Source organism: Bifidobacterium sp. SO1 (assembly GCF_018555335.1).
Taxonomy (GTDB): Bacteria; Actinomycetota; Actinomycetes; order Actinomycetales; family Bifidobacteriaceae; genus Bifidobacterium; species Bifidobacterium simiiventris.
In genome coordinates, this window is the sequence record NZ_JAFEJR010000027.1 from 1 (window position 1) to 20,645 (window position 20,645).

19 protein-coding genes are annotated in these 20,645 nt (G+C 57.6%); 6 read left to right on the plus strand and 13 right to left on the minus strand.

Annotated features, from left to right (window positions below):
- Positions 1-119: 119 nt before the first annotated feature.
- From JS541_RS13880 to JS541_RS13910, 7 genes are all read right to left on the minus strand, one after another.
- Positions 120-758 (minus strand): hypothetical protein, encoded by a 639-nt coding sequence (locus tag JS541_RS13880; protein ID WP_214375092.1) that lies wholly within the window; start codon positions 756-758, stop codon positions 120-122.
- Positions 759-1,352: 594 nt separating this feature from the next.
- Positions 1,353-2,159 (minus strand): hypothetical protein, encoded by an 807-nt coding sequence (locus tag JS541_RS13885; protein WP_214375093.1) that lies wholly within the window; start codon positions 2,157-2,159, stop codon positions 1,353-1,355.
- On the minus strand, positions 2,152-3,588 hold the full coding sequence (locus JS541_RS13890) for an AAA family ATPase (protein WP_214375094.1): 1,437 nt from the start codon (positions 3,586-3,588) through the stop codon (positions 2,152-2,154). Before JS541_RS13890 ends, JS541_RS13885 begins: the two co-directional genes overlap by 8 nt.
- Before the next feature lie 95 nt (positions 3,589-3,683).
- On the minus strand, positions 3,684-5,084 hold the full coding sequence (locus JS541_RS13895) for an ISL3 family transposase (protein ID WP_214375095.1): 1,401 nt from the start codon (positions 5,082-5,084) through the stop codon (positions 3,684-3,686).
- Positions 5,071-8,457 carry a type I restriction endonuclease gene (locus JS541_RS13900; RefSeq protein ID WP_214375096.1) on the minus strand — a complete coding sequence of 1,129 codons (3,387 nt, stop codon included), beginning with the start codon at positions 8,455-8,457 and terminating at the stop codon, positions 5,071-5,073. The genes JS541_RS13895 and JS541_RS13900 overlap by 14 nt, the downstream gene beginning before the upstream one ends.
- Positions 8,454-9,788, minus strand: a complete 1,335-nt coding sequence (locus tag JS541_RS13905; RefSeq protein ID WP_214375097.1) for a restriction endonuclease subunit S — start codon at positions 9,786-9,788, stop codon at positions 8,454-8,456. Before JS541_RS13905 ends, JS541_RS13900 begins: the two co-directional genes overlap by 4 nt.
- A complete protein-coding gene (locus JS541_RS13910) occupies positions 9,785-11,836 on the minus strand; it encodes a class I SAM-dependent DNA methyltransferase (protein ID WP_214375098.1) in 2,052 nt (683 codons plus the stop codon). The genes JS541_RS13905 and JS541_RS13910 overlap by 4 nt, the downstream gene beginning before the upstream one ends.
- A gap of 271 nt (positions 11,837-12,107) precedes the next feature.
- On the opposite strand from JS541_RS13910, the gene JS541_RS13915 reads away from it, so the two are divergent.
- Entirely contained in the window at positions 12,108-12,254 is a 147-nt protein-coding gene (locus JS541_RS13915; protein WP_214375099.1) for a hypothetical protein, read from the plus strand.
- 150 nt (positions 12,255-12,404) lie between these two features.
- Here JS541_RS13915 and JS541_RS13920 read toward each other — a convergent pair whose 3' ends face one another.
- Entirely contained in the window at positions 12,405-12,566 is a 162-nt protein-coding gene (locus JS541_RS13920) for a hypothetical protein (RefSeq protein ID WP_214375100.1), read from the minus strand.
- A gap of 102 nt (positions 12,567-12,668) precedes the next feature.
- Between JS541_RS13920 and JS541_RS13925 the strand changes: the two genes are divergently transcribed.
- The gene (locus tag JS541_RS13925; RefSeq protein WP_214375101.1) at positions 12,669-13,118 is read left to right on the plus strand and encodes a hypothetical protein; all 450 of its coding nucleotides are present in this window, start codon (positions 12,669-12,671) and stop codon (positions 13,116-13,118) included.
- Between the two features lie 11 nt (positions 13,119-13,129).
- Entirely contained in the window at positions 13,130-13,567 is a 438-nt protein-coding gene (locus tag JS541_RS13930) for a hypothetical protein (RefSeq protein ID WP_214375102.1), read from the plus strand.
- Positions 13,568-13,572: 5 nt separating this feature from the next.
- Here JS541_RS13930 and JS541_RS13935 read toward each other — a convergent pair whose 3' ends face one another.
- Positions 13,573-14,196, minus strand: a complete 624-nt coding sequence (locus tag JS541_RS13935; RefSeq protein WP_214375103.1) for a hypothetical protein — start codon at positions 14,194-14,196, stop codon at positions 13,573-13,575.
- Positions 14,197-14,623: 427 nt separating this feature from the next.
- Between JS541_RS13935 and JS541_RS13940 the strand changes: the two genes are divergently transcribed.
- The 3 genes from JS541_RS13940 to JS541_RS13950 are packed head-to-tail and all read left to right on the plus strand — an operon-like array spanning position 14,624 to position 16,403.
- Entirely contained in the window at positions 14,624-15,031 is a 408-nt protein-coding gene (locus JS541_RS13940) for a hypothetical protein (RefSeq protein WP_214375104.1), read from the plus strand.
- Complete coding sequence (locus JS541_RS13945; protein WP_214375105.1) at positions 15,028-15,807, plus strand: hypothetical protein; 780 nt, start codon at positions 15,028-15,030, stop codon at positions 15,805-15,807. Before JS541_RS13940 ends, JS541_RS13945 begins: the two co-directional genes overlap by 4 nt.
- Positions 15,804-16,403, plus strand: a complete 600-nt coding sequence (locus JS541_RS13950) for a DUF3841 domain-containing protein (protein ID WP_214375106.1) — start codon at positions 15,804-15,806, stop codon at positions 16,401-16,403. Before JS541_RS13945 ends, JS541_RS13950 begins: the two co-directional genes overlap by 4 nt.
- Before the next feature lie 72 nt (positions 16,404-16,475).
- Here JS541_RS13950 and JS541_RS13955 read toward each other — a convergent pair whose 3' ends face one another.
- The 4 genes from JS541_RS13955 to JS541_RS13970 form a co-directional block, all read right to left on the minus strand.
- On the minus strand, positions 16,476-16,775 hold the full coding sequence (locus tag JS541_RS13955; protein ID WP_214375107.1) for a hypothetical protein: 300 nt from the start codon (positions 16,773-16,775) through the stop codon (positions 16,476-16,478).
- Between the two features lie 132 nt (positions 16,776-16,907).
- Entirely contained in the window at positions 16,908-18,266 is a 1,359-nt protein-coding gene (locus JS541_RS13960) for a transposase (protein WP_346428317.1), read from the minus strand.
- Between the two features lie 57 nt (positions 18,267-18,323).
- On the minus strand, positions 18,324-19,634 hold the full coding sequence (locus JS541_RS13965; RefSeq protein ID WP_338023538.1) for an IS256 family transposase: 1,311 nt from the start codon (positions 19,632-19,634) through the stop codon (positions 18,324-18,326).
- 319 nt (positions 19,635-19,953) lie between these two features.
- Positions 19,954-20,340 (minus strand): hypothetical protein, encoded by a 387-nt coding sequence (locus JS541_RS13970; protein WP_214375109.1) that lies wholly within the window; start codon positions 20,338-20,340, stop codon positions 19,954-19,956.
- Between the last annotated feature and the right edge of the window lie 305 nt (positions 20,341-20,645).

Below are 20,645 nucleotides of genomic sequence, written 5' to 3' on the forward strand. Positions count from 1 at the left end.
CAGAGTCGGGTGATGCTTGCCGACGAGGTCTCGCATCGTTCGGCGAGTTCCTTGCGAGTCCAGTTTTTGAGGGCGAGAGCCAATGTGATGCGCTCGGGATTGAACTCGCTCATGCTTTCTCACTCCAGTATCAGATGCTGTTTCGGTTCCGTCACAATGATATTATGCGTCGGCATGATCAGTTGCTCCGCAGTGGTTTTGCGAATGAATCGTTCGTTGGCGAACGCCGGCTGTCCGGGGACAAGAGGCAGGCAGAATGCGGTTGGAGCGCCTTCGGGGAAGGAGCCGACGTCGGTGGGCTGACAGACCATGCAATCGAAGCGATTCCGGTATTCGATCCAGATGACGATCAGTTCGATGCCTTCGAGTGGGTAACGGCCTTGCGGTTTGGTCTGGAATTCCGGGAGTGGTTCCTGGCACCATGCTTCGATGCGGTTCTTGTTGTGTCCCGCCGGCGGCAGTGGCCCGTTGAGGGCGAATTTTTTGATGACCCGGATGCTGAGTCGGGTGTCGGGGTCGGTGAGATGGATTCTGTTGGTATGGGGGTCCAAGTTGAGCCAGCCAATATCGGAGGCTTCTATTTTGGTTCTCAGTCCGAGATTGAACAGGTCGGCGTATTGCTTGGTGTATTTGAATCGGCTGACCCCGTAGGTGTCTTCGAGGGTTCTGATCGCCTTGTCCCGGCAGTCGGGGAGATTGGGGACGATTGCCTCGGCGAGTGGGGCGAGGCGTTCTTCGATGAGTTTCATCCAGTCCAACGGTTTCCTCCTTGCAATTTTGAAACCATATGCAATTATAAAACCAAATGAAAATTTACTCCCATTTTTTAATGTCAGCAAGCGCGTCCACACACATATCGGATGCATGTCGCAAGGAGAGCATCAAAAAAACATCCGGACGTGAGGATCTTCCATGAGCGCACCATCGGAAAACACACCCCATGATCGTGCCCCGCCTTGTATAAGACGCATGAGTGCGATGCGGATGAATTCGCCGGGGGTGCCGTTGATGATCGAATCCACGATCCGAGGGATCCGATAAAAAAACATGGACATGGGACGAATGGCGGAACGATTCGACGCAAGCGCGACCATCATGCGACGGCGGTATTTCTCGCCAAGGAAGACAGGTATCCTGTTCGGGCGGGATGAAAGAAGGGGTATGTAAAATTAGTGGTTGAAAAACCAAGACTCAGAATCTATAAGGAAGTTACTCTCCGCTCTGAGTCTTGGTTGGAATTACTCAATGACACAACATCGATTCAACCAAGAATTATACGAAACACGGTTTATGTGGCGTTCAGGAGATAGCAGCGTACGGCTATGCTCTCCTCCTGAGTTGCCCGAACGCTGCTAGTCTTTGGTTGTCCTTACCACCTTCGCACCATAGTTCGATACGAAGTCGGTTATCCATTTGAGGTTGCTGCCGGATTCCAGAGAGTGACGGGATGACATGTCTTTCGCGTATTTCCATGAGGCTTCCCAGCTCGGCATGTCGCCGTGTCGTTTCGCGGCCTGTTCGAGATTGGCTTGGAATACGGCGGGATCAGCGTTGTCTTCAGCAAAGCCCGCCGCCAGATCGTCCTTCTCCTCGTCGCTGAGATTCTCCGTGATCTCATGCAATGCCTGTTCCAGATTGCGGCTCATATAGAACAGGCGATAAGGAGCCTTCCACGCCTCCTCCGTCTTCTTATTCTTTTTGATGCTGCGCTGGAAATTGGTTTTCTTCACGAGTATATCGATGCATCTGCGTTTCTCCTCCAGTTCGGTCAATGTGGCCAAACGGTTCGGAGAGATGATTCCGGTGGGCGAATAAATTCTCCTATCCAATGAGGTGTCTTGAGTCACCAGTGAATCGTCGATGAACGCGCCATCCAGATCGGTCAGATGCGCGACCCATCCCAAGCTCGTTGCCTCCCGTCCTTGCTGTGCCAGGTATTCGTCGACAAGTCCGTCCACCGTCAGACCGACATTCCACCCCGGAATGAAATGATGCTTTCCCTTGAAGTTGTTCGGAAAGAGACGAGCCGTGGTGACATCGCATCTGATCTGGAAATCACCCAGTCGCACCTCGTTCAACAGTTTCTGGAGTGGAGCCGCCAATGCGTTGGCGTCGCTTGTACCCTCCGTGAGAAGCAGCAGGATTCTTCTCTTAGGCATGGATGCCCTCCGTCTTCGTTTTCTTCGGGTGCCCGGCGCGGAACAATGCGTTGGCGAACATGCGGGCGGGTGGAGCCTCATACAGGTCGGGGCCGTCCCATCCAAGATCAACACTGTTGTGATACACGTTGTGCCCGTTGTTCGTTGGTTTGACCTTCGGGCCTTGACTGAACCGGTTGTCCGGATCCACGACCGTGGTTCTCATGCATTTGCTTGGCAGGACCGCGAGAGGATGCTGATTGTGGGCGGTGAAGATCAACTGTCCTCGTATGCCGAAGGCGATCTGTCGGAGCATATCGCCGAGCAGATTCTCGAATACGCCGGAATCCAGTTCGTCGACGGCGACGAGAACGTTCGGATCGTTGTAGACGCGAATGTAGAAGGACAACAGCATGGTGATGCGGATGATGCCCTCCGATTCGTTGCGGAACGGGAACGTCGCGCCGCCACGTGACGACATGACCTCGACCTGCGTGCGACGGTTCCCCTGCTCGTCCGAGGGTGCCGGGCTTTCCTTCAACGACAGGTGCAGGTGCGGGACCAGTGCGGGCAGTAGCAGATTGTACGTGTCGATGATTTCATGGACTCTCGCCAGACGGTCATCCGTCATGAGATTCGGTTCGAGCAGATTCAAAATAATGGTCTGCCCGGTCCGGGTGTCCGTGATCGGCGCGTACTGGTAGCTTGCCATGCTGCTTCGTCTCGTGGTCGACACATACACGTCGTTCGCGGCATATTCCGCCAGACGATTCATCAGTTTGACTGTGGGAAGCACCTTGCCGGTCAGATATTCGACGGTGCGGGACGACAATCCCTTGGACGCCAAGGCGAGTTCCACGAACCGGCTTATCATCAATCCGCCCGCATCATCCTGCCGATGCGACACGGACGAGTAGGGAGCGAACAGGAAGGACATACCATCGAACTGGTTCGCCCGGTCGAAGAACTCGCAGTCGCCTCTGATGTCGTCGACGGACAGAAGGGATCTCCAAACATAGGCCGGGAGTCTTTCGATTTTCCCCGCTACGCGACGGCGGCTCAGAACCGGTCGCCCCATGCGTTTGGGATCATTCCCGATTCGCAGCTCCTCGCCGATCACACGGGCCATGCGATCCTCATGCCCGCCTTCCAACGTTACGGCGTACTCGACATACGACACCATGGCTTCATCCTCGGTCAGACGGTAGAGCGCGGTGATCGTGGCGGTATTCGTATCGGCGTTGACCGCATCCCCGCTGTCTTCGAAGAGCCTGCGTCCTGCGATCAGGCTTCTGAGGATGTCGATCGCGTCGATGATGCAGGTCTTGCCGGACCCGTTCTGCCCGTAGATGCCGGTAACGGAACCTCCGGTTTCCAGATCATCGAACGTAATGATCCCGTGGGATATGTTACGTATCCCATCCAAGGTCAATGCGGTAAGTCTAATCACGGTTCAGCTTCTCTCTATTTTCAGTTTCGGTATTTTATATACCCATTCTAACGCTTTTTGACATGTAGGGCGAATCCAGAGTCGACCCCTTGGCGTCAATCGAGTATTTCTCCGGTGGTTTCGTCCACGTCGTATTCGGGTTCAGGAAACGGCTCCCAGTCGTCATCCTCGTCTTCGGTCGGGTCGTCCGTGTCGATGGCTTCGGTGGTGAACAATGGCCCGTTCGTGAGGATGCGCGGACCGATCTCGTACCTGTCGCCGTTGATGATGGAGAGCAGGTTGCTTTTGCGGTACAGGCTTCGCCCGCGTAGGGTCTCGAACGAGTAGCCGCGTCCCTTCATGTTGGTCTCGCGGATGAGACGGTTCGCGCATTCGGTGTACCCGTTGCTGATCGCTATGGGGCAGTCCCAGTAATGGAAGATCTGCTCGTGGAAGTTGTGGACGGTCTGGGCGAGCGTGCGGAAGCTGTCGTACTGCTTGTCCTCGGGGATATTTCGCTCCCATTCGTCGAACGCCTTCATGGCGTTGTCCTTGGATTGGGGGTTCTCGTCCCATATGTCGAAGAAGTCCTCCTTGAGGTCGAACGCGACGGCCAGCGGGTTGAGTTCGGGATCATCACGCAGGAGCCGGATCTTCATGGCCTCTTCTGCGCTCAGGTCGCGGCGGCGGGTCTTGAGCGTGTACGCGAGGCCGCGTTTCGTGTTGATGCGGCTGCGTTTGCTCATGCCCTGTTGGAGGTCTCGTCGGATCGTGTCGATGGCCTCGTTGGCCTTCATGACGACGTGGAAGTGGTCGATGGCCCAGCGGGCGTTGGGCATGGCCGTGCCGATGCTTTTCTGGAACGGGCGGTACATGTCCGAGCATACCCACAATACCTGCTCGCGGTCGGGCATGCTCATGAAATAGTCGGTCAGCGCCTGTTGGTTGCGGCCTTTGAGCATGTCGTAGAGGGTGCGGTGTTCGAGGTCGGTGATGACGGTGACCTCGCCGATCTTCTTGATCTTGATCTCGTCGATGCCGAGGAACGCGGGCGTCTTGAACCGCAGCCGCCACTCGTAGTCGTGGATGAAGTCCTCGAACACGTTCTTGACCGTCATGTGGGTGAGCGTGTAGTCTTCGGCAACGTCCCTGAACGTGGTGCGCAGGGAGCGTTGCGCGATGTCCGCGTACGCGCGGTCGGTCATCTTGCGTTTCTCGTTCACGTTCGAGAACGTGGGCTGCCACAGGTTGCCGCACAGGCTGCACCGGCGTCGCGGGAACGTGATGACGATGCGGGTCGGCACCCCTCCCATGGGGGTGTCCGCAATGTTCAGGTCGCGTCGCCCGTGACTGTACGTCTTCCCGCCGCACATGGCGCACTCCGGGGGAACCGGGCCGTCGTAGGTCAGGTGGATGGTCTTGCAGCGTTTCCCGTTCTCCATGCCCTCGGAAAAGGACAGGAGGGAGCAGTCGACGATGCCGAACAGGTCCTTGATGATCGAGTCACCGTTCGTCATGGTCACGCTCCGCCTGTTCGATGTACTTCTGGATGTCGGGGATGTCGTAGCGTCGCCTCATCGCGATCTGGTCGTAGACCTGATCGGTGAGCGAGTCGATCGACTGCGGGTCGTTCATGGCCTTCGCGGCGAGTTCTCCCAGATCGTTGCTGACCATGGACACGAGCGCGGACTTGATGATGTTCTTCATGCGCCCGTCGTTGACCACGGACTCCTTCGAATTGGTGGAGTTCGCGATGCGCGTCTGCGTGACGGTATCGGCGGCCACGTAGTCGGATATGCAGTTGACCACGCGGGCTGCGGCGATCACGTTCACGTCGTCTCCCCATGTCTCGTTGAGTTTGGCGACGATGCGTTTCAGGCTGCGGCGTTTGGACGCGCCACCATGACCGCCGCCGGCTCCCATCGGCTTGAGTTCCCGATCCTTGCCGTCGTCGTCTCGGCGCAGACGGTCGATCCGGTAGTCGGAGAGCACGAGTCCCTTGATGTCGATCTGGTCGAGGCCGGTGGAGGCGATGCGGTGCGCGAGGAGCTTGGCGAACCCGTTGAACACCTCGAGGTCAGGTTCCCCGAGGTCGACGATCTGGCTGATGAACGTGTATGCGGAGCAGTAGCGTTTCAGCAGTTTGCGGAACGTGACGAGCCTGTCGCGCTCCGTCTGCTCCTCTTCCATGCGCTGTCGGGCCTGCCGGATGGTCGTCGTGTCATGGTCATGTTCGGCATGGTCGAGCACGTCGGCCCATGTCGCGTAGGCGGTGGTGTGCGCCCGGTACCGGCTCATCCACCGGTCAGCGGGCAGGCTCACCGAGTTGTACAGGCGGCGGCGGTATGTGTCGCGGCCCTTGTCGTCGACGGCTTCCTTGACTGCTTTGTATTGGGCGTCGCGGTATTTGTCGAAGTCGTCCGCCGTGTAGATGTCGGACTGGTCGAGCTGCTGTTTGATCCGGTACACGATGTTCGTGTCCTGCGCCTCGCTCATATGCGCGCCAGTGTCGTATTTGCGGAACGCGTTGACCACGGTGTCGGGGTCGTTCACGAAGTCGAGGACGTACACGCGGTCCTTGCCCGGATAGGTGCGGTTGACGCGCGAGTAGGTCTGCACGATCTCGATGTCGTTGGCTATGGGCTTGTCGATGTACAGGGCGCACAGCTTCGGCTGGTCGAATCCGGTCTGGAACTTGTTCGCGACGATCATCAACCGGTATTGGGGAGTGTCGAACGCGTTCTCGACGCTCTGGTAGCCGAGATCGTTCATGTTCGACTCGGTGTAATCGTATTCGGGGTCGATCTCGGCGAACGGGTTGTCGTTGAGGTATTCGTCGTCGAGCACGCACTTCGACCCGCTCACCTTGTCGGAGAACGCGACCAACGGCTCGCCGGGCACCTTGAATTGCAAATGGGGTTCGATCTTGGACCGGTCGTATTCCGGGTGCGCTTTGAGATACGCGTCGAACGCGTACTTGTAGCGCACCACGGCGGGCCGGCTGGACGTGATGATCATGGCCTTGGCCTGCCCGTCCAGCAACGGGGCGACGTTTCTCATGAAGTGCTCGATGATCAGCTCGGTCTTCGTCATCACGTTCGTCGAGTGCAACGATTTCCACCGGGCGATCACACGCCGGGCGGTCTTCTCGTCCACGAGCCGGTCGGGCGTGTATTCCTCGGCCAGCTTGAACGCGGTCCTATAGGGCATGTACCCGGACAGCGGGTCGATGATGTACCCCTCCTCGATGGCCTGCCGCATCGGATATTTGTGGAACGATTCGGGAATGTTCTGCCCGTTCTTGTCGAGCCTGCCGGAAGGACGGCCGAACAGGGTCTCGGTCTCGGCCTTCGGGGTCGCGGTGAACGCGAAGAACGACACGTTCGCGGGCATCACGTTCGCGGCCTGCATGCGCGTGAAGTACTCCGTCACCATGTCCTCGTCCGTCACGTCGCCGTCCGTCTGCGGCAGGTTCGAGGCGACATCGAGCTTGAGCCGGTTGGAGGCCATGTTCAACGCGCTCTTCAACGCTGCCGCGCTGCTGCCCTCCTGCGCGGAATGCGCCTCGTCGATGATGACCGCGAACCCCTTGCCGGTCAGGTTCCTGTCGCCGGCGATCAGGGGCCATGCGTACAGGAACGTCTGCAACGTGACCACGATGATCTCTCTCCCGTCGGAGAGGGCCTTGGCGACTTGACGGCTCTTCGCCGTGTCGGACGTGCGATGACCCTCCGCGTCGGTGCCGATCTCGGTCACGTAGCCGGGCACGTTCTTCAACTGTCCGATCGTCTTCTTGATGTTCGTGTCCAATGAGAGACGGTCGGTGACGACGATCACGCTGGAGAACACGCCGTTGCCCTTCGCGTCGCGCAGGTCGGCCAGTTCGTGCGCGGTCCATGTGATCGTCTCGGTCTTGCCGGACCCGGCCGAATGCTCGATCAGGTAGCGTTGCCCCACGCCCTTCTCTCTCACGTCGGAGAGCATGCGCGTCACCGCGTCCCACTGGTGGAAGCGGGGGAATATCTGCGTGCGCCGCTCGCGCATCCGCCCGGTCGCGTCCTCCTTTCTGGACACCTCCTCGAACACGAACGACTGGAAGATGTGCAGCCAGTTGTCTCGCCGGCACACCTGCCGCCAGAAGTACGAGGTGCGGTAGTCACCGTCCTCGGCTGGGGGATTGCCGGCGTGCCCGTCCTCGGTGCCGCGGTTGAACGGGAGGAAGCGCGGCGAGTCGCCGGACAGGTCGGTGCACATCCATATCTCGTCCTCGCTGATCGCGAAATGCACCACCGCGCCGCGCTTGTACATCAACAGGTAGTTGCGGCGTTTCGTGCCCGGTTCGATCGGCTTGCGTTCGGTACGGTACTCGTCGATCGCGTCCTCGACGGACTGGGTGAGTTCGGTCTTCACCTCGCCGGTAGCGACCGGTATGCCGTTGACGAAGAACACGAGATCCAACGACTTGCCGCCCTGCGTCTGGTAATGCACCTGCCGCATGACGCGCAGAATGTTCGCGTCGTAATCCCGTTTCGCGTTCGGGATGCGCGGATCGGACGGATAGGATGCGGAACCCTTGATCGTCTGATAGCCGGCGTACGGGAACCCGTTGCGAAGCACGTTGATCGTGCCGTCCGTCTCCAACGCGCGCACCAGTTGCAACCGCAGGTTGTTCTCCCAGTTCGCGCCCTGCATGCGTTCCATTTTCTCCAGCTTCTCCGGGACTGTCGCCCGCTGGAATTCGATGAAGTCCGGCCAATACAATGCGGTCTGCGGGTCGAAACCCTCATCCGTCTGGCTCACGCGCCAATCGGAATCATCCAAGCCGGCCAGCATGCGGGTCAGATACCCCTCGAAATGCCTCTCCCTGTGCAGGTCGTCGTTCACGCTCATGCCATCGCTCCCTTCGTGCAGTCGATTCGGCCCGTCACCGCCGCGTGAATCAGGCTCCGCCGGTATTCTTCAAGTTTGCCGATGATCTGGTTCTGACGGTCGATCGCATCATCCACCGCAGCACACTGACAATCAAGATAGGTCGCAATCTCAACCTGCTCATCGTATGAAGGAACCGGAATTGAGAAGTTATTGATGAGAGCGGAACTGAGGTTCGGCTGCCCGGATCCTACGGCTGCTTCCCGGATGGGCACATAGATGGCGCGTAAAGCCATCCAAAGATAGTCTTTCAGAATCCCGTTCAAAGATGTGAAGGCCACGCACGCCTGATTGATGGCGGCATCCACGCCGAGGCAGCCCGTGGTGCCACGGGTCTTCCCCTGCCCGTACATGGCCATCAACAGTGTTCCCTTGGGGAACAGTTTCGCGGAGGAATTGGCCAGTCCAAGATCGGTGATGCGTTCTTCGGTGTCCAGCACATATCCGCCGTTAAGCTCGCCTGTCTTCACCCATGGAATATCGCCATCCCAGTATTCGGCGTGGTCGCGGCTGGGAGTGCCGCCGCTCGCCAGCTTCGCCACGAACTTGATGCGTTTGGCCTCCCATGTCGCCGGCATCATGCCAATCCAGCCGATGCGGCTGTCCTTCATAGGTGCATTCGGGTCGAGTCCCTTGGTCACGGTCTTGGTGATGACCGCGCGACGGTACTCCTCCAGCTTGCCGATCGCTTCACGATGCCGAGCGATCGCCTCGTCGATGGGAGTGCAATGGGCATCCAGATAAGAGACGATGGCACGGCGAACCTCAACAGGCGGCAGTATGACGTACGTTTCCTTGAGATTGCCGCCGTTGACGTGAAACACCTTGACATCAACCAAATCCCTACGAAGCTGATAGCGCCATTCATCGGTAAGGAACTGGTAGGCAAGGAACTTATTATCAGGACATCCATCATTTGGCGACAGAAGAATAGTGTCGCCTCCGGCGTAGGCTCCGGTTTCCGTATCAAGATAAATGCAATCCCCGCATCCTTGCAGATCCTCGGATGTGCAAGCGAAGATGAAGGATCCGGATTTTGCCGTCTTCGCGTTCGTCGGAACCTTGTCCACCGCGATGTTGCGAATCAGCTCAGGTTTGATAGTCACGCCGGTGTTCGTCTTCGAATGGACCTGCCCGTAGTTAATGACCCGAGCGCCTTCGTCGGTCAGATCCGCTTTGGTGACGGTCATGCCCTTGCTGAACGTGAACAGTGCCTTGAGTGGTTTCATCTCCCAGCCGTCCGGGATTACGCCGAACCAGTCGACATTGTGGATTTCCTCTCGCGTTCTCATTTGAGGAATCCCTTCATGAACGATTCGACCCCGTCTTCCAGTTCAAGGATTTCATTGGCGATCTCCTTGGGGTCGCGTGGCTGCTCGTACTGGTAGAAGTAGCGGTTGAAGCTGATGGACGTGCCCACCGCGCCTACGCCGTCGTCCTGCAATGGTCCGGAGTCCTTCACGTTCGGGTCGATGCTGGTTTCAGGCGCGTAGGGAAGCACCTCCGTGCGCATGTACTGGTCGAATTCCATTCCGTAGGGAATGTTCTCCTTGTCGTTGAGTTCGGGATCGTAGATCGTGTTGCCCTTGTCGTCCACGGCGATGGGAGCTTCGGGATCACGCATGCCGAACACGGTGGTGATGGCCTTGTGCAGTTGCGATTTCGGCGGTTTTGGCTTGTCCATGAGCTTGCCGAGTTCGTTGACGGCCGTGGCTGCCCATTGGTAGTCGTGGGTCTCGCCGTCATGTTCCGTCATCCAGTCGCGGATGATCCGCCGGTTTGCTTCGTCGGTCTTGCCCATGGGCTTCGATACCGCGAACAGTTCGTCCGTGCGCTCCGCGTCCACGGTGATGCGCATGTGCAGTGGCTGGCGGGTTGCGATCTGTCGGAACATGAACTCTTCGGCCGGGACGATCACGCTGTCGCCGTGGTCGTGGCCGTCGATGTAGGTGCGGGTGATCCAGTCGATCTGTTCGTCGCTGATCTCGTAGCGCTTGTTTCCAAGGTTCCGTTTCAACGGGACGCGTTTCGAGGACGCGTCGATGAGCTGGATCATGCCCTTGCGGCCTTCTGGCTTCTTGTTGGACAGTATCCAGATGTACGTGCTGATGCCGGTGCGGAAGAATATTTCCGTGGGCAGTTTCACGATGCAGTCGATGTAGTCCTTCTCGAACAGCCAACGTCGGATGTTCGACGGGCCGGAACCGGCGTCACCGTTGAACAGGGGCGAACCGGACAATACGATCGCGGCCTTGCCACCGCCCTCTTCGACCGGCTTGAGTTTTGCGGCGACGTTCTGGATGAACAGCATCGAACCGTCGCCGATCGCTGGCAGACCGGCTCCAAACCGGCCCTTGAACCCGTAGGACGCCTCCTTGCGCACCGCATCCTCCTCGACCTTCCATTCCTTGCCGTACGGTGGATTGGTCAGCTGGTAGTGGAACGTCTTGCCCTCGAATCGGTCATCGGACAGGGTGTCGCCCTGCATGATGTGCTCCGAAAGATCCTTCATTCGGTCGAAACGGTCCTGACCCTTGGCGCTCACGTTGCGCAGCAGCAGATTGGTCTTGCCAACGGCCCAGGTCACTCCCTCGCGTTCCTGACCGTAGGGGACGATGGACGCGGATACCTTGCCGGGATTGCGTTCCTTCCATTCGTCGAGCAGGTCAAGGGCGTCGCTGATGAACCCGCAGGTTCCGCACGTTCCGTCGTACAGGGAACGAACCGAGCCGTCATTCGAGTTCAGGAACGCGTCCTCGTTGGCGAACACGAGGCTGACCGCGAGACGAACCACGTCGCGCGGGGTCATGAAGTCCTCCGCACCCTGCGCGATTTCCTCGCCGTAGCGTTGGATCAGATGCTCGTAGATGTCGCTCATCATACGGTCAGACACGGTTTCGGGACTCAGGTCGAAACCGGCGAATCGCATGCACACCTCGTGTAGCATGCCCTCGTCCTGAAGGTCCTGACAGGTCTCGCGGATCTTGAACCGGGTGAGGATGTCACGCGCGTTGGGACTGAACCCATCCACGTAGGTCATGAGCGCATCGAGGGTGTTGTTCACGCCGAGATCGTTGAGACGGAAACTGGAGATGTTGTAGAACGATTTGCCGGAATACTCGCAGTACGCCTCGTTCTCCAGCCCCCAGTCCTTTCCGTGCTGTTCGTACGCCTTGCACACGGCGTCACGGGTGGGTTCCAACGCGCATTCCAGACGACGCAGCAACGCGAACGGCAGGATCAGCTTGTTGTAGTCGGCGGGACGGATCACGTCTCGAACCCAGTCCGCAATGCTCCAGATCTCTCCCACGTAGTCGAATGTCGTCTTCGGTTCACCCATTGCCTGCACCTTTCCTTTCAACCAGAAAGTTTACAAACAAACACAGACCATCCAACCAAAGATTTTACAAATGACCCTCGTGTGGATAACTCAATCTTCAACCACTAAAATAGACAAAAACCAACCAACTAATTTACATACCCAAAAAAACATGGACATGGGACGAATGGCGGAACGATTCGACGCAAGCGCGACCATCATGCGACGGCGGTATTTCTCGCCAAGGAAGACAGGTATCCTGTTCGGGCGGGATGAAAGAAGGAGAATTGTCATGGCGAAACCGGGCGACCGCGAACTGGAGCGGATGCGCGAGGAATACCGGCTCAAAACGGAACGAGACGAACGTATATCCCGACTCGCATTGCAATGCCGGATGAGACGAAAGACGAAGAAAGATGCCACCTCCGCAGACCATTGACATCTTGGAATTTCCGCAGAGCGACTGGCATTCGAGGAGGAAAACCACTATGATGACTGGCATATAAGGGCTGGCCGGAAACGGGTGGTCCTCGACTCGGGCGGGGTATATCCTCGCCCTATTTTTTCTCCTGCACAGGCATCATATCGGTCATTCCCCGCCATCCTCATCGGCGGCCTGATTTCGTGTTGCCGTGGCATCGGCGTGACGTTTCGCGGCGACGATCATGCCCAGTCGGATGAATTCGTCCGGCGGGGTCAGGCCGTTCCGGCGCATGTATTCCGCAAACTCCTCCTTGGATTCGAACCTCATTCCCGTCGTCTCCTATGGTCGGTTAATTGGAACGTTCCTCTATGTTCCGCACGTTTGTCATTCGATACTATCTCGATGCGAACGGACGCATAAACTGACGGTATGAAGCCATCGAAACAGACGCACGACATGCAGGGCCTGCGCGCCGCCCTGTTCAAGGCGCGTGAGCATCATGCGGATGATCCGGAGACGCTGAAGCGCATCGAAGCCCGATTCACGCGGTGGAATCGTCTGCATGTCGCGATCCGTCAGGCGGCGAACGCGCATGATCTGACCTTGACCGAATATGATTGCCGGCCGGACGTGGGGGAGACGATACGACTATATGCGCCGCAGGGTTCCCGTTCCGCGCTGATCGCGAACCGGTCTCATGCGGTGGTCTTCTCCTTGGATGAGCCGGGACACTCGTCATGTTCGGCGACCTTGTATCGCGCCGACAGCGCATACGATACCGAGGTGAACCTGTTGAATCGGATCATCCGTCAATGGTTGTTGCGCGGCGTGCGCCCGTCGTTGAAACCGGCACTGGTGGGTCAATTCCCGACATTGTAAGGAGCATGAATATGGGGTATCCGTGGGGGCCTGAGAACTGGCCGACGATCGAACGGCTGGAACCGGATGCGGAAAGATTGGGCGACGCGTTCTGGAGCGAGTATCACCGGCTGGTCGAACAGCGGCGGGCGGAACTGGATCGTGAGGCGCGGTCCCGGCCGATCATCGTGAACCTGACCGTCAACGGCAGCATGAGCATCGAACAGGTCAAACAGGCGGCCCGAAAGGCGGCGGAGACGGCCGTCCATGAGGCAGACGAACCGTACCTGTCGGAGGGTGAGCAGACGGATCTGCTTGGCATGGCGTTCGCCCGCGCGCTACGCTCGGTCGGCGAGCTGGAACCGGATGAGGACATGGAACGGTTCATGCAGGACCTGTTCGATGTGCTCGAACACAGGGTGATCCATAAGGCCGATAACCACGAGAACCCGTTCACGAAAAACGTGTGAGGGAGTCAGATCAGATAAGTGGTTTTGACAGTATAAACAGGTTTTGACCGATCCCTATATGCTTCCCGTTCAGGTGGTCCCTTCCGAAAGCTACGCGGGAAATACCAATCGATTCCGGTGATAGGAGAAGGAGTTCTGGTCAACGGCGACAATCCGATCCGATACTCTGCTTGACCGACATACTTGATCATTAGAAGATGGGTTGTCAAGACCACGTTGGTCATGTCAAGCGGATCCTGCAACAGAATTGGTAGCGTTCGGATTTTATCTTGAAAGTATCCGTGGTTGTCACTCCAATCGAGATTCGCGGCGATACCGTCAAGCATTTTCGGAGTGAAAGAATCCAACCCGTTACAGAGGAGATCCAACAGCATTTCCGCGTCGGATCGTCCGTTCCTGGTTTTTTGAAGGACAAATGGAGCATGGAATCGAAGCCCACACAGATGCGCGAAATTGTCGGGATTCCAACGAATAAGGAATTGTGGCCCATTGTCGTCACAGATGATGTATTGGAGTCTACCGCTGAGTCTGCGTTTGTAGGAGACGGCCAGCGGCTCCGCCATGCGTAGGGCTTTCGTCATCTCTTTCAGATGCCGTCCCCGCGCGTTTGTCACCATTGATCCTTTCATGTCCTCAATGCAGTGCGGGCCGGGTCTTTCGGCCCGGCCCGTCGTGGATCCGGTTAATAACGCCTCCGCTGGACGACATCCCTTGCGGGGTGTCAGGGTCAGCCTCGGGTGCCGTAGTGGCCCCGTTTCGCCCGGCTGCTGGACTAGAACGCCTCTTCGTGCGGTTTTCCGATGAACCATATGGTTCATGACGTTCACGGCGGATCGGATCCCTGTCAAGCCTTTGCTCTTCAGACTTCTCTTTGGAACGGGAGAAAGAGAAAACCAAAGGTAACCCCTACTTTAATCGGATCAGTCCGTCGAATCCACTGGTATCCGGGATATGGAATTCGGATGATCGAAAAACGAATCTCACACGATCTTGTGCGGTCGGATCGTTTCGGACGCATGGCATCGGATAGGATCAACGACGAAAGGATGATCGACCATGACGACACTACTGCTCACCGCCCGTGACCTGCATGACGATGACAGGGACATTACGGATGGCTGCGTGGCCGCCGTCACTGTGACCGGCGTCGACACTGGGCATGTCGGCTTCGAGATCGGCATCGCACCGGACATCGCGAAACTGCTCAACCATGTGAAGGATACGCCGCTCACCGAGGATGATCCAAACGGAGAGCATCTGCTGTACGACCGGTACGAAATGTTCGAAAATCCGACGGACATGCCGGAATCCGCAATGCCACTGCTCGTCATCCAACTCACCGACTTGGAGAACGGAGCCATGTCAATGGAATACTCGTTCATGGACGATCTGGAGCCTGATGCGATACAGGGAGCGCATACGATCATGGACATGCTGACAAGAGGGTCGAAGGATAGCCAGTGAGTGAGAAGCTGGCAGTGGATGACACCATCCAAGAATGGTGGCGGGGACAACGGGCCGATGAATTGAATAGCATCCAAGCAAACGTGTTGTATTGCGATTCCAGATATTCAGGCGTTCTCACGTTTCACTCGAACGCACGTGAACTCTGTCTTGAGACGACGGAAATAAGCCTCCGTCTCGGACGGGTATCAGAGACGGGTCTGATTAAACCCGGCACCTATCTAGGGGGAGATATCCCGGTCGTTCGAATGATTGGGCTGCCGGATGCTGTTTTCTGGCATGGCAGATTCCTAGAGGAGCTGATCGGCGTGAAAGTGACCGCCATGATACGGAACATTCGCCGCCATGGCGTTCTTGCCTTGCATGACGACCAACTGACATTGGGCAAAGACCGAACACCCGTGTTCCTACGTGACAGGCATGGGTTCGCCCAGCTTGAGAATGACGTGGCTGATATCCGATGGAATGCCCGTCATGGCAACGGTTTCCACTCATTCAAGACCGGTTTCGCCATGCGTGATCGAGACCATAATCCGATTCGAATCGAATACGGGAGCCTGAAACCATGCCCGTTCTGCGGAGGCAACGATCTTGCAATGGAACCAGTGGAACCGGATTGGTTCGATGATGGGGACGACGAGGAAACGTCACGGTATCAGGTCCGCTGCTCCTGTGGAATCGAAGTGGCTGGTACGGAGTATGAAGGTGCCGGCGTGACTGCCACTCGCCGGGCGGCTCGAAGTGCCGCATACCGTTGGAACAGACGTGCGGCATGATTGATTTGTATTCGTTCCAGTCATGGCCGTTGATCGAACGATCGTTTACGGAGTATGGTGGGTATACGCCGAGCATGATCGGCGCTCGCGCGGATTGTGTTCGGTCGGATGGTGATGCGGAGTGGTGGGATTCGCTTCAGCCCGCCTACGAGTGGCTGAAGACCGAGATGGTCGCGGCCGGTCTGCACCGTCCTTCGTCGGATGCGACGCCCGTGTGGGCGTGGGCGCAATGGGTCGACGATAAGGGGATGGTGCGGCATCGGCCCGATCGGCGGAGCAGATGGTTCCGTGAAGGCTATGAGGACTGTGATCTGATCCATTTAAGGGTTGATCCGCGGCGGTGCCTGTTCACCCGTTTCGATGCGTTCAACATGGTGATCAACGACTGGCCGACCCCGCCGTTGGAGGCGCATGATTGGGATGATGCGACGTACGACCGGTGGCTGGACGAACACTGGGATGAGCCGACCGACGAGCGACGCAAGCTATGGCATGAGAACGTGATCGTCCCGTATGATGATCTGCCGCATGAGTGGGTTCAGGCGACGTTGTGGACGATCCGGCCGGAGGACGTGAAACAGGTTTGGAAACGTTGACTCTAGATATAGGAATGCCTCCGGCTGATTCGGCTCGGAGGCATTCCTATAGCCTGACTTACTGTTCGTGAGTTACTTAGCCCAAAGCGTGAGGTCAACCATCGTCATGAGAATCGGGCATTTCTGACCTGCGAGCAGATAGTCCAGCATGACGCGATGAATGCTGTCGTTGATCTGATTCAACGGGTCATGTCCATGAATCTTGCGCAACGCCCATGCGACGTTGACTGCGATCTCGGACGGGTTCACGCCCCTCTTGTACAGTGCGACTGCGATATCTTCGGCGAGCGTGATGTTCTTGTCGCGGGTGATGATGTAGAACAGGTCGTTCACGTTGTAGGCGGCGAGATTGTCGGCGTTAATGGTGGTCATTGGTTCCTCCTTGTTTTGGTTGGCGGGTATCTCCCACCACTCTTTTCTGTGGACAGTATGTTCGAGGTTGCGTGTGATCGTGCATGGCGTTACATAGTCTTGCATGGTCGCGCGTTCGTCCGCCCGCTTTTCCTAGGAGCGGGTTGTGTGGGACCGGGAATGCTTCCTTCCAAGGGAGTGGAAGCCTCCCGCCTCGTTCTTCGTGAGCGTCAGAACCCTGACGTTCACCGGCTCCACTGCGTGAGCCTCCATCCCCTTCGCGTAGACAACCGAGTCGGGGACTGCTTTCCTCATGATGTTGCCGGCACCGTTGACGTCGGCGTTGATGAGTGTTCCGTTCTTGCTCCGGTAAAGACCGCGTTTGATCCGCTTGCCGGAATAGTGGGAAGGATTATCATGCGCACCGTACACTCCGATCGGGTCACGGTCAAGAAACGACGCTTGCGACGTATAGGATTCCTCGACCTCGGTGACGGGAATGCCGAGTTCGTTGAGCTTGTCCGTCAGCAGGTTCAGTATTCTCCGATACGGCAGTTGGACGAACTGTTGGTTGGTTTTCCGTCCCATGTTCGCGTTTTGCTTCCAATCAGCATTCCATCCGACGATCACGCGGGAAATGTTGATGGAACTGAGGTAATTCGCGACCGTGGTAGTGAGGTTGCCGATCAGCCAGTCCATTTGGTGTTTGCGTTTCAGGGAAGCCTTGCGCATGCGTTTCGTCCACTCGTAGGCGCGCGGGTCTTGGGTCAGGTTGTCGTTGTGGTTCTCCTTCCGGCATTGTTCGATGCACTTGTACCGGTCGTTCGGGAACACATACCGGTCGGATTGCAGCGTCTTGTCCTTGGCGATGATCTTGTTCCACCACTGGTTCACGGCTTTGAACGGTCCGCCCTTGACGATGAACGGGCTGATCTTGGCATCGTTGACGTACACGGCCATGATGTTGTCCACGCCCAAGTCGATGGACGCGTACCGGCCGTTGTCGGGCACCCACTCGTATGGGAGTGGTTCCTCCTTGTAGACCACGTGGATGCGATACCCGGCTCCGACCGGTTGGATGCGGATCATGGTCACGTCGCGTACGCGAGTATACACGTGCAAATCCAGATCCTTGGGGCAGATGGTCTGCTCCCACAGGTTGAGATCGGCACGCCATACCGGATGCTTGGCGATCGTATCCCTTGGGAACGTGATCGTATGCTCGCCCTGCTTGTCGAGATAGCCGGGTATCCGCACTCGGGTGATCTGCTTGGGAAGTTTGCCCGCCTTGCGTTTCCGGTTCAACATGAAGAACGATTTGAAACAACGACCAACCTCCTGCACGACCTCGCCGGCGATCTTCGCCGGCAACGCCCGGTAATCCGGATTATCGTCATGCACGAAGTTCACCCGCTGCGTCTGCCATGTGATCATCTTCGCCTCATTGTCGAAGAAGCGTTGCCGATGATCGTACAGGCACGCGTTGTACAGGTTCTTCACCAGATGACACAGTTCACCATATTGGACGGGACTGTCTCATTAAGTGTGTAACTGGCGGGTTTTCATTTGTCAGTTCCTGTCGTCCGGCCAGCGGTCGGCGAAGGTGATGGCGAACGCGTTCAACGCGGGTTTCCATCGTGTTGTCCATCGTACCTGTCCCTTGCCGGTCGGGTCCAATGACCTGACGGTCAGGTACAGGCACTTCAACGCGGCCCGCTCGTCCGGGAAGTGGCCACGCGCCCTGATCGAACGACGGAACCTCGCGTTGAGGCTCTCGATCGCGTTCGTCGAGCAGATCACCCGACGGATCTCCACGTCGTAGTCGAGGAACGGGACGAACCGGTCCCACGCACTCATCCACAGACCCCTGATGGCGGGATATTTGGACGTCCATTTGTCGAGCATCTCGTCGCGCGCCCGTTCCGCCGCAGCTTCGTTGACGGCCGTGTAGATCGGCCTGAGATCGTTGCCGATGGCGCTCCAGTCCCTCTTCGACGCGTACCGGTACGTGTTGCGCAGCAGGTGGATGACGCATGTCTGCACGACGGCTTTGGGCCAGACCACGCCGACCGCGTCGGGCAGGCCCTTCAACCCGTCGCAGATCAGGAAGAACACGTCCCCGACCCCGCGGTTCTTCAATTCGGTGAGCACCGCAAGCCAGTGCCTGGCGCCCTCGGCGGCCGGAGACCCCCAGATGCCCAGCACGTCCCGGTTGCCCTCCAGGTCCACGCCGATCGCCGCGTAGAACGCGCGGTTGGCGACCTGGCCGTCACGCACCTTGACATGGACCGCGTCGATGAACACCGCCGCGTACACCGGATCCAGAGGGCGCGTGGACCATTCGTTCATCTGATCGACCACCTTTTCGGTGATGCGGCTTATGGTCTCCTTGGAGACCTGTGCGGCGTAGATCTCCTTGAAGTGGGCGCTGATCTCACCGGTCGTGAGCCCCTTGGCGTACAGGGAGAGCACAACCTCGTCCACGTCGTTCAGGCGGCGTTGCCGCTTTCTGACGATGACGGGCTCGAACGAGCCGTCCCGGTCCCGGGGCACCTCGATCCGCACCGGACCGACCGCATCGGTCACGACCGTTTTGGCGGTCGTCCCGTTACGCGTGTTCGCGGCACGCCCCTCCACGCTTTTCTCGTGCTTCCCGCGTCCGAGGTGCTCGGTCATCTCCTCGTCCAGGGCGGTCTCCAGCACGGTCCTGGTGAACTGCTTCAGCAGGCCGTCCGGGCCGGTCAGGTCGAGGCCCTGCTCCCTGGCGCGGCGGATCATCTCCAACGCGAGCTCCCGCTCGGCCGGGGACGATTCCCTTATACCGCGTTTCCCTGGTTTCTTCGCCGCGGCTTCCTTGCCGGCGGTTGTCTTCGCTGTCATGGCTTCCATTGTCTCAATCGGCGTGCTCATCACAGGCCCTTTCCCGCCGGCCTCACGACCGGCGATCGAAGCCAGTTACACACTTTCCGAGACAGTCCCTATTGGACGGCATTGGGATCATCGGGACGAACATACGTGGTCTCGTCACGAGTCAACCAACGCTCAGAACCCATGATCCTCCCCCCTCCTTCCCGATAGGAAAACAACGATCACCCATGCCAAGGTGATCCCAACATACACCATGAAACAACAGACGATTCACGCGACCGCACAATCACATCCAACAGGACGACAACATGAAAGAAAACACACGAACATATCAGAAAAACCAAAAACCAGTCACAACACTTAGGTATACCGGACAATTCTTTTCGGACTGGTTCATGCGTTGACGATCGGCTTGCAATCGGCTGTCCAGATACTTGTCAACATCGAAGTCTGGGGGAACTCGAAGATCGTTTTGAGATCGACTTCGATCCCCATACGATACGTTCAGTTCGTTGACCGGATCGCGACGGCCTGAAGAGTACAGGTCGCCTTCCCATTTCACGGACAGTGAGTCGATGCGAGTCTTGCCCTTGTACAGGTCGACGTACACGCTTTGTCGCAGTTCGTCACACACCGACGTGAACGTGTCATAAAAGTAGTGGACCTGCACATGATAGGTTTCCTCATATGGGGTTTCGTTGTTGTTTTCGCCAGTCATTGGCTACTCTTTGTTTGTTTTTCTCATGTGAACATTGATAGATGCCGGACAGTTTCTTGTTCCTGTGAAAATGGGAACGCCTCCGAACTTTTGTCCGGAGGCATTCGTGCCGTCAGTTGGCATAAGCGTTGATAATTGTCGCCTCAAGATAGGTCGCTGTCACCGGAATGGTGTCATGTGCGTTTCACCGCCCAATCGCCGTCTGTCCGGTTTCGGATGATTTGCGATTGGGGGATAATGAGTTCGTCCCGTTCGATGAGCGTACTGAGGATGAAACGTTCCGCCGTGCCCTCGCAGCAGAACAG

What these genes read in the sequence shown, in the direction of transcription:
- JS541_RS13885 (WP_214375093.1), bottom strand. Translation starts at nt 2,159, where the DNA reads ATGCCTAAGAGAAGAATCCTGCTGCTTCTCACGGAGGGTACAAGCGAC.
- JS541_RS13895 (WP_214375095.1), bottom strand. Translation starts at nt 5,084, where the DNA reads ATGACGAACGGTGACTCGATCATCAAGGACCTGTTCGGCATCGTCGAC.
- JS541_RS13900 (WP_214375096.1), bottom strand. Translation starts at nt 8,457, where the DNA reads ATGAGCGTGAACGACGACCTGCACAGGGAGAGGCATTTCGAGGGGTAT.
- JS541_RS13905 (WP_214375097.1), bottom strand. Translation starts at nt 9,788, where the DNA reads ATGAGAACGCGAGAGGAAATCCACAATGTCGACTGGTTCGGCGTAATC.
- JS541_RS13910 (WP_214375098.1), bottom strand. Translation starts at nt 11,836, where the DNA reads ATGGGTGAACCGAAGACGACATTCGACTACGTGGGAGAGATCTGGAGC.
- JS541_RS13915 (WP_214375099.1), top strand. Translation starts at nt 12,108, where the DNA reads ATGGCGAAACCGGGCGACCGCGAACTGGAGCGGATGCGCGAGGAATAC.
- JS541_RS13920 (WP_214375100.1), bottom strand. Translation starts at nt 12,566, where the DNA reads ATGAGGTTCGAATCCAAGGAGGAGTTTGCGGAATACATGCGCCGGAAC.
- JS541_RS13925 (WP_214375101.1), top strand. Translation starts at nt 12,669, where the DNA reads ATGAAGCCATCGAAACAGACGCACGACATGCAGGGCCTGCGCGCCGCC.
- JS541_RS13930 (WP_214375102.1), top strand. Translation starts at nt 13,130, where the DNA reads ATGGGGTATCCGTGGGGGCCTGAGAACTGGCCGACGATCGAACGGCTG.
- JS541_RS13935 (WP_214375103.1), bottom strand. Translation starts at nt 14,196, where the DNA reads ATGAAAGGATCAATGGTGACAAACGCGCGGGGACGGCATCTGAAAGAG.
- JS541_RS13940 (WP_214375104.1), top strand. Translation starts at nt 14,624, where the DNA reads ATGACGACACTACTGCTCACCGCCCGTGACCTGCATGACGATGACAGG.
- JS541_RS13950 (WP_214375106.1), top strand. Translation starts at nt 15,804, where the DNA reads ATGATTGATTTGTATTCGTTCCAGTCATGGCCGTTGATCGAACGATCG.
- JS541_RS13955 (WP_214375107.1), bottom strand. Translation starts at nt 16,775, where the DNA reads ATGACCACCATTAACGCCGACAATCTCGCCGCCTACAACGTGAACGAC.
- JS541_RS13965 (WP_338023538.1), bottom strand. Translation starts at nt 19,634, where the DNA reads ATGACAGCGAAGACAACCGCCGGCAAGGAAGCCGCGGCGAAGAAACCA.
- JS541_RS13970 (WP_214375109.1), bottom strand. Translation starts at nt 20,340, where the DNA reads ATGACTGGCGAAAACAACAACGAAACCCCATATGAGGAAACCTATCAT.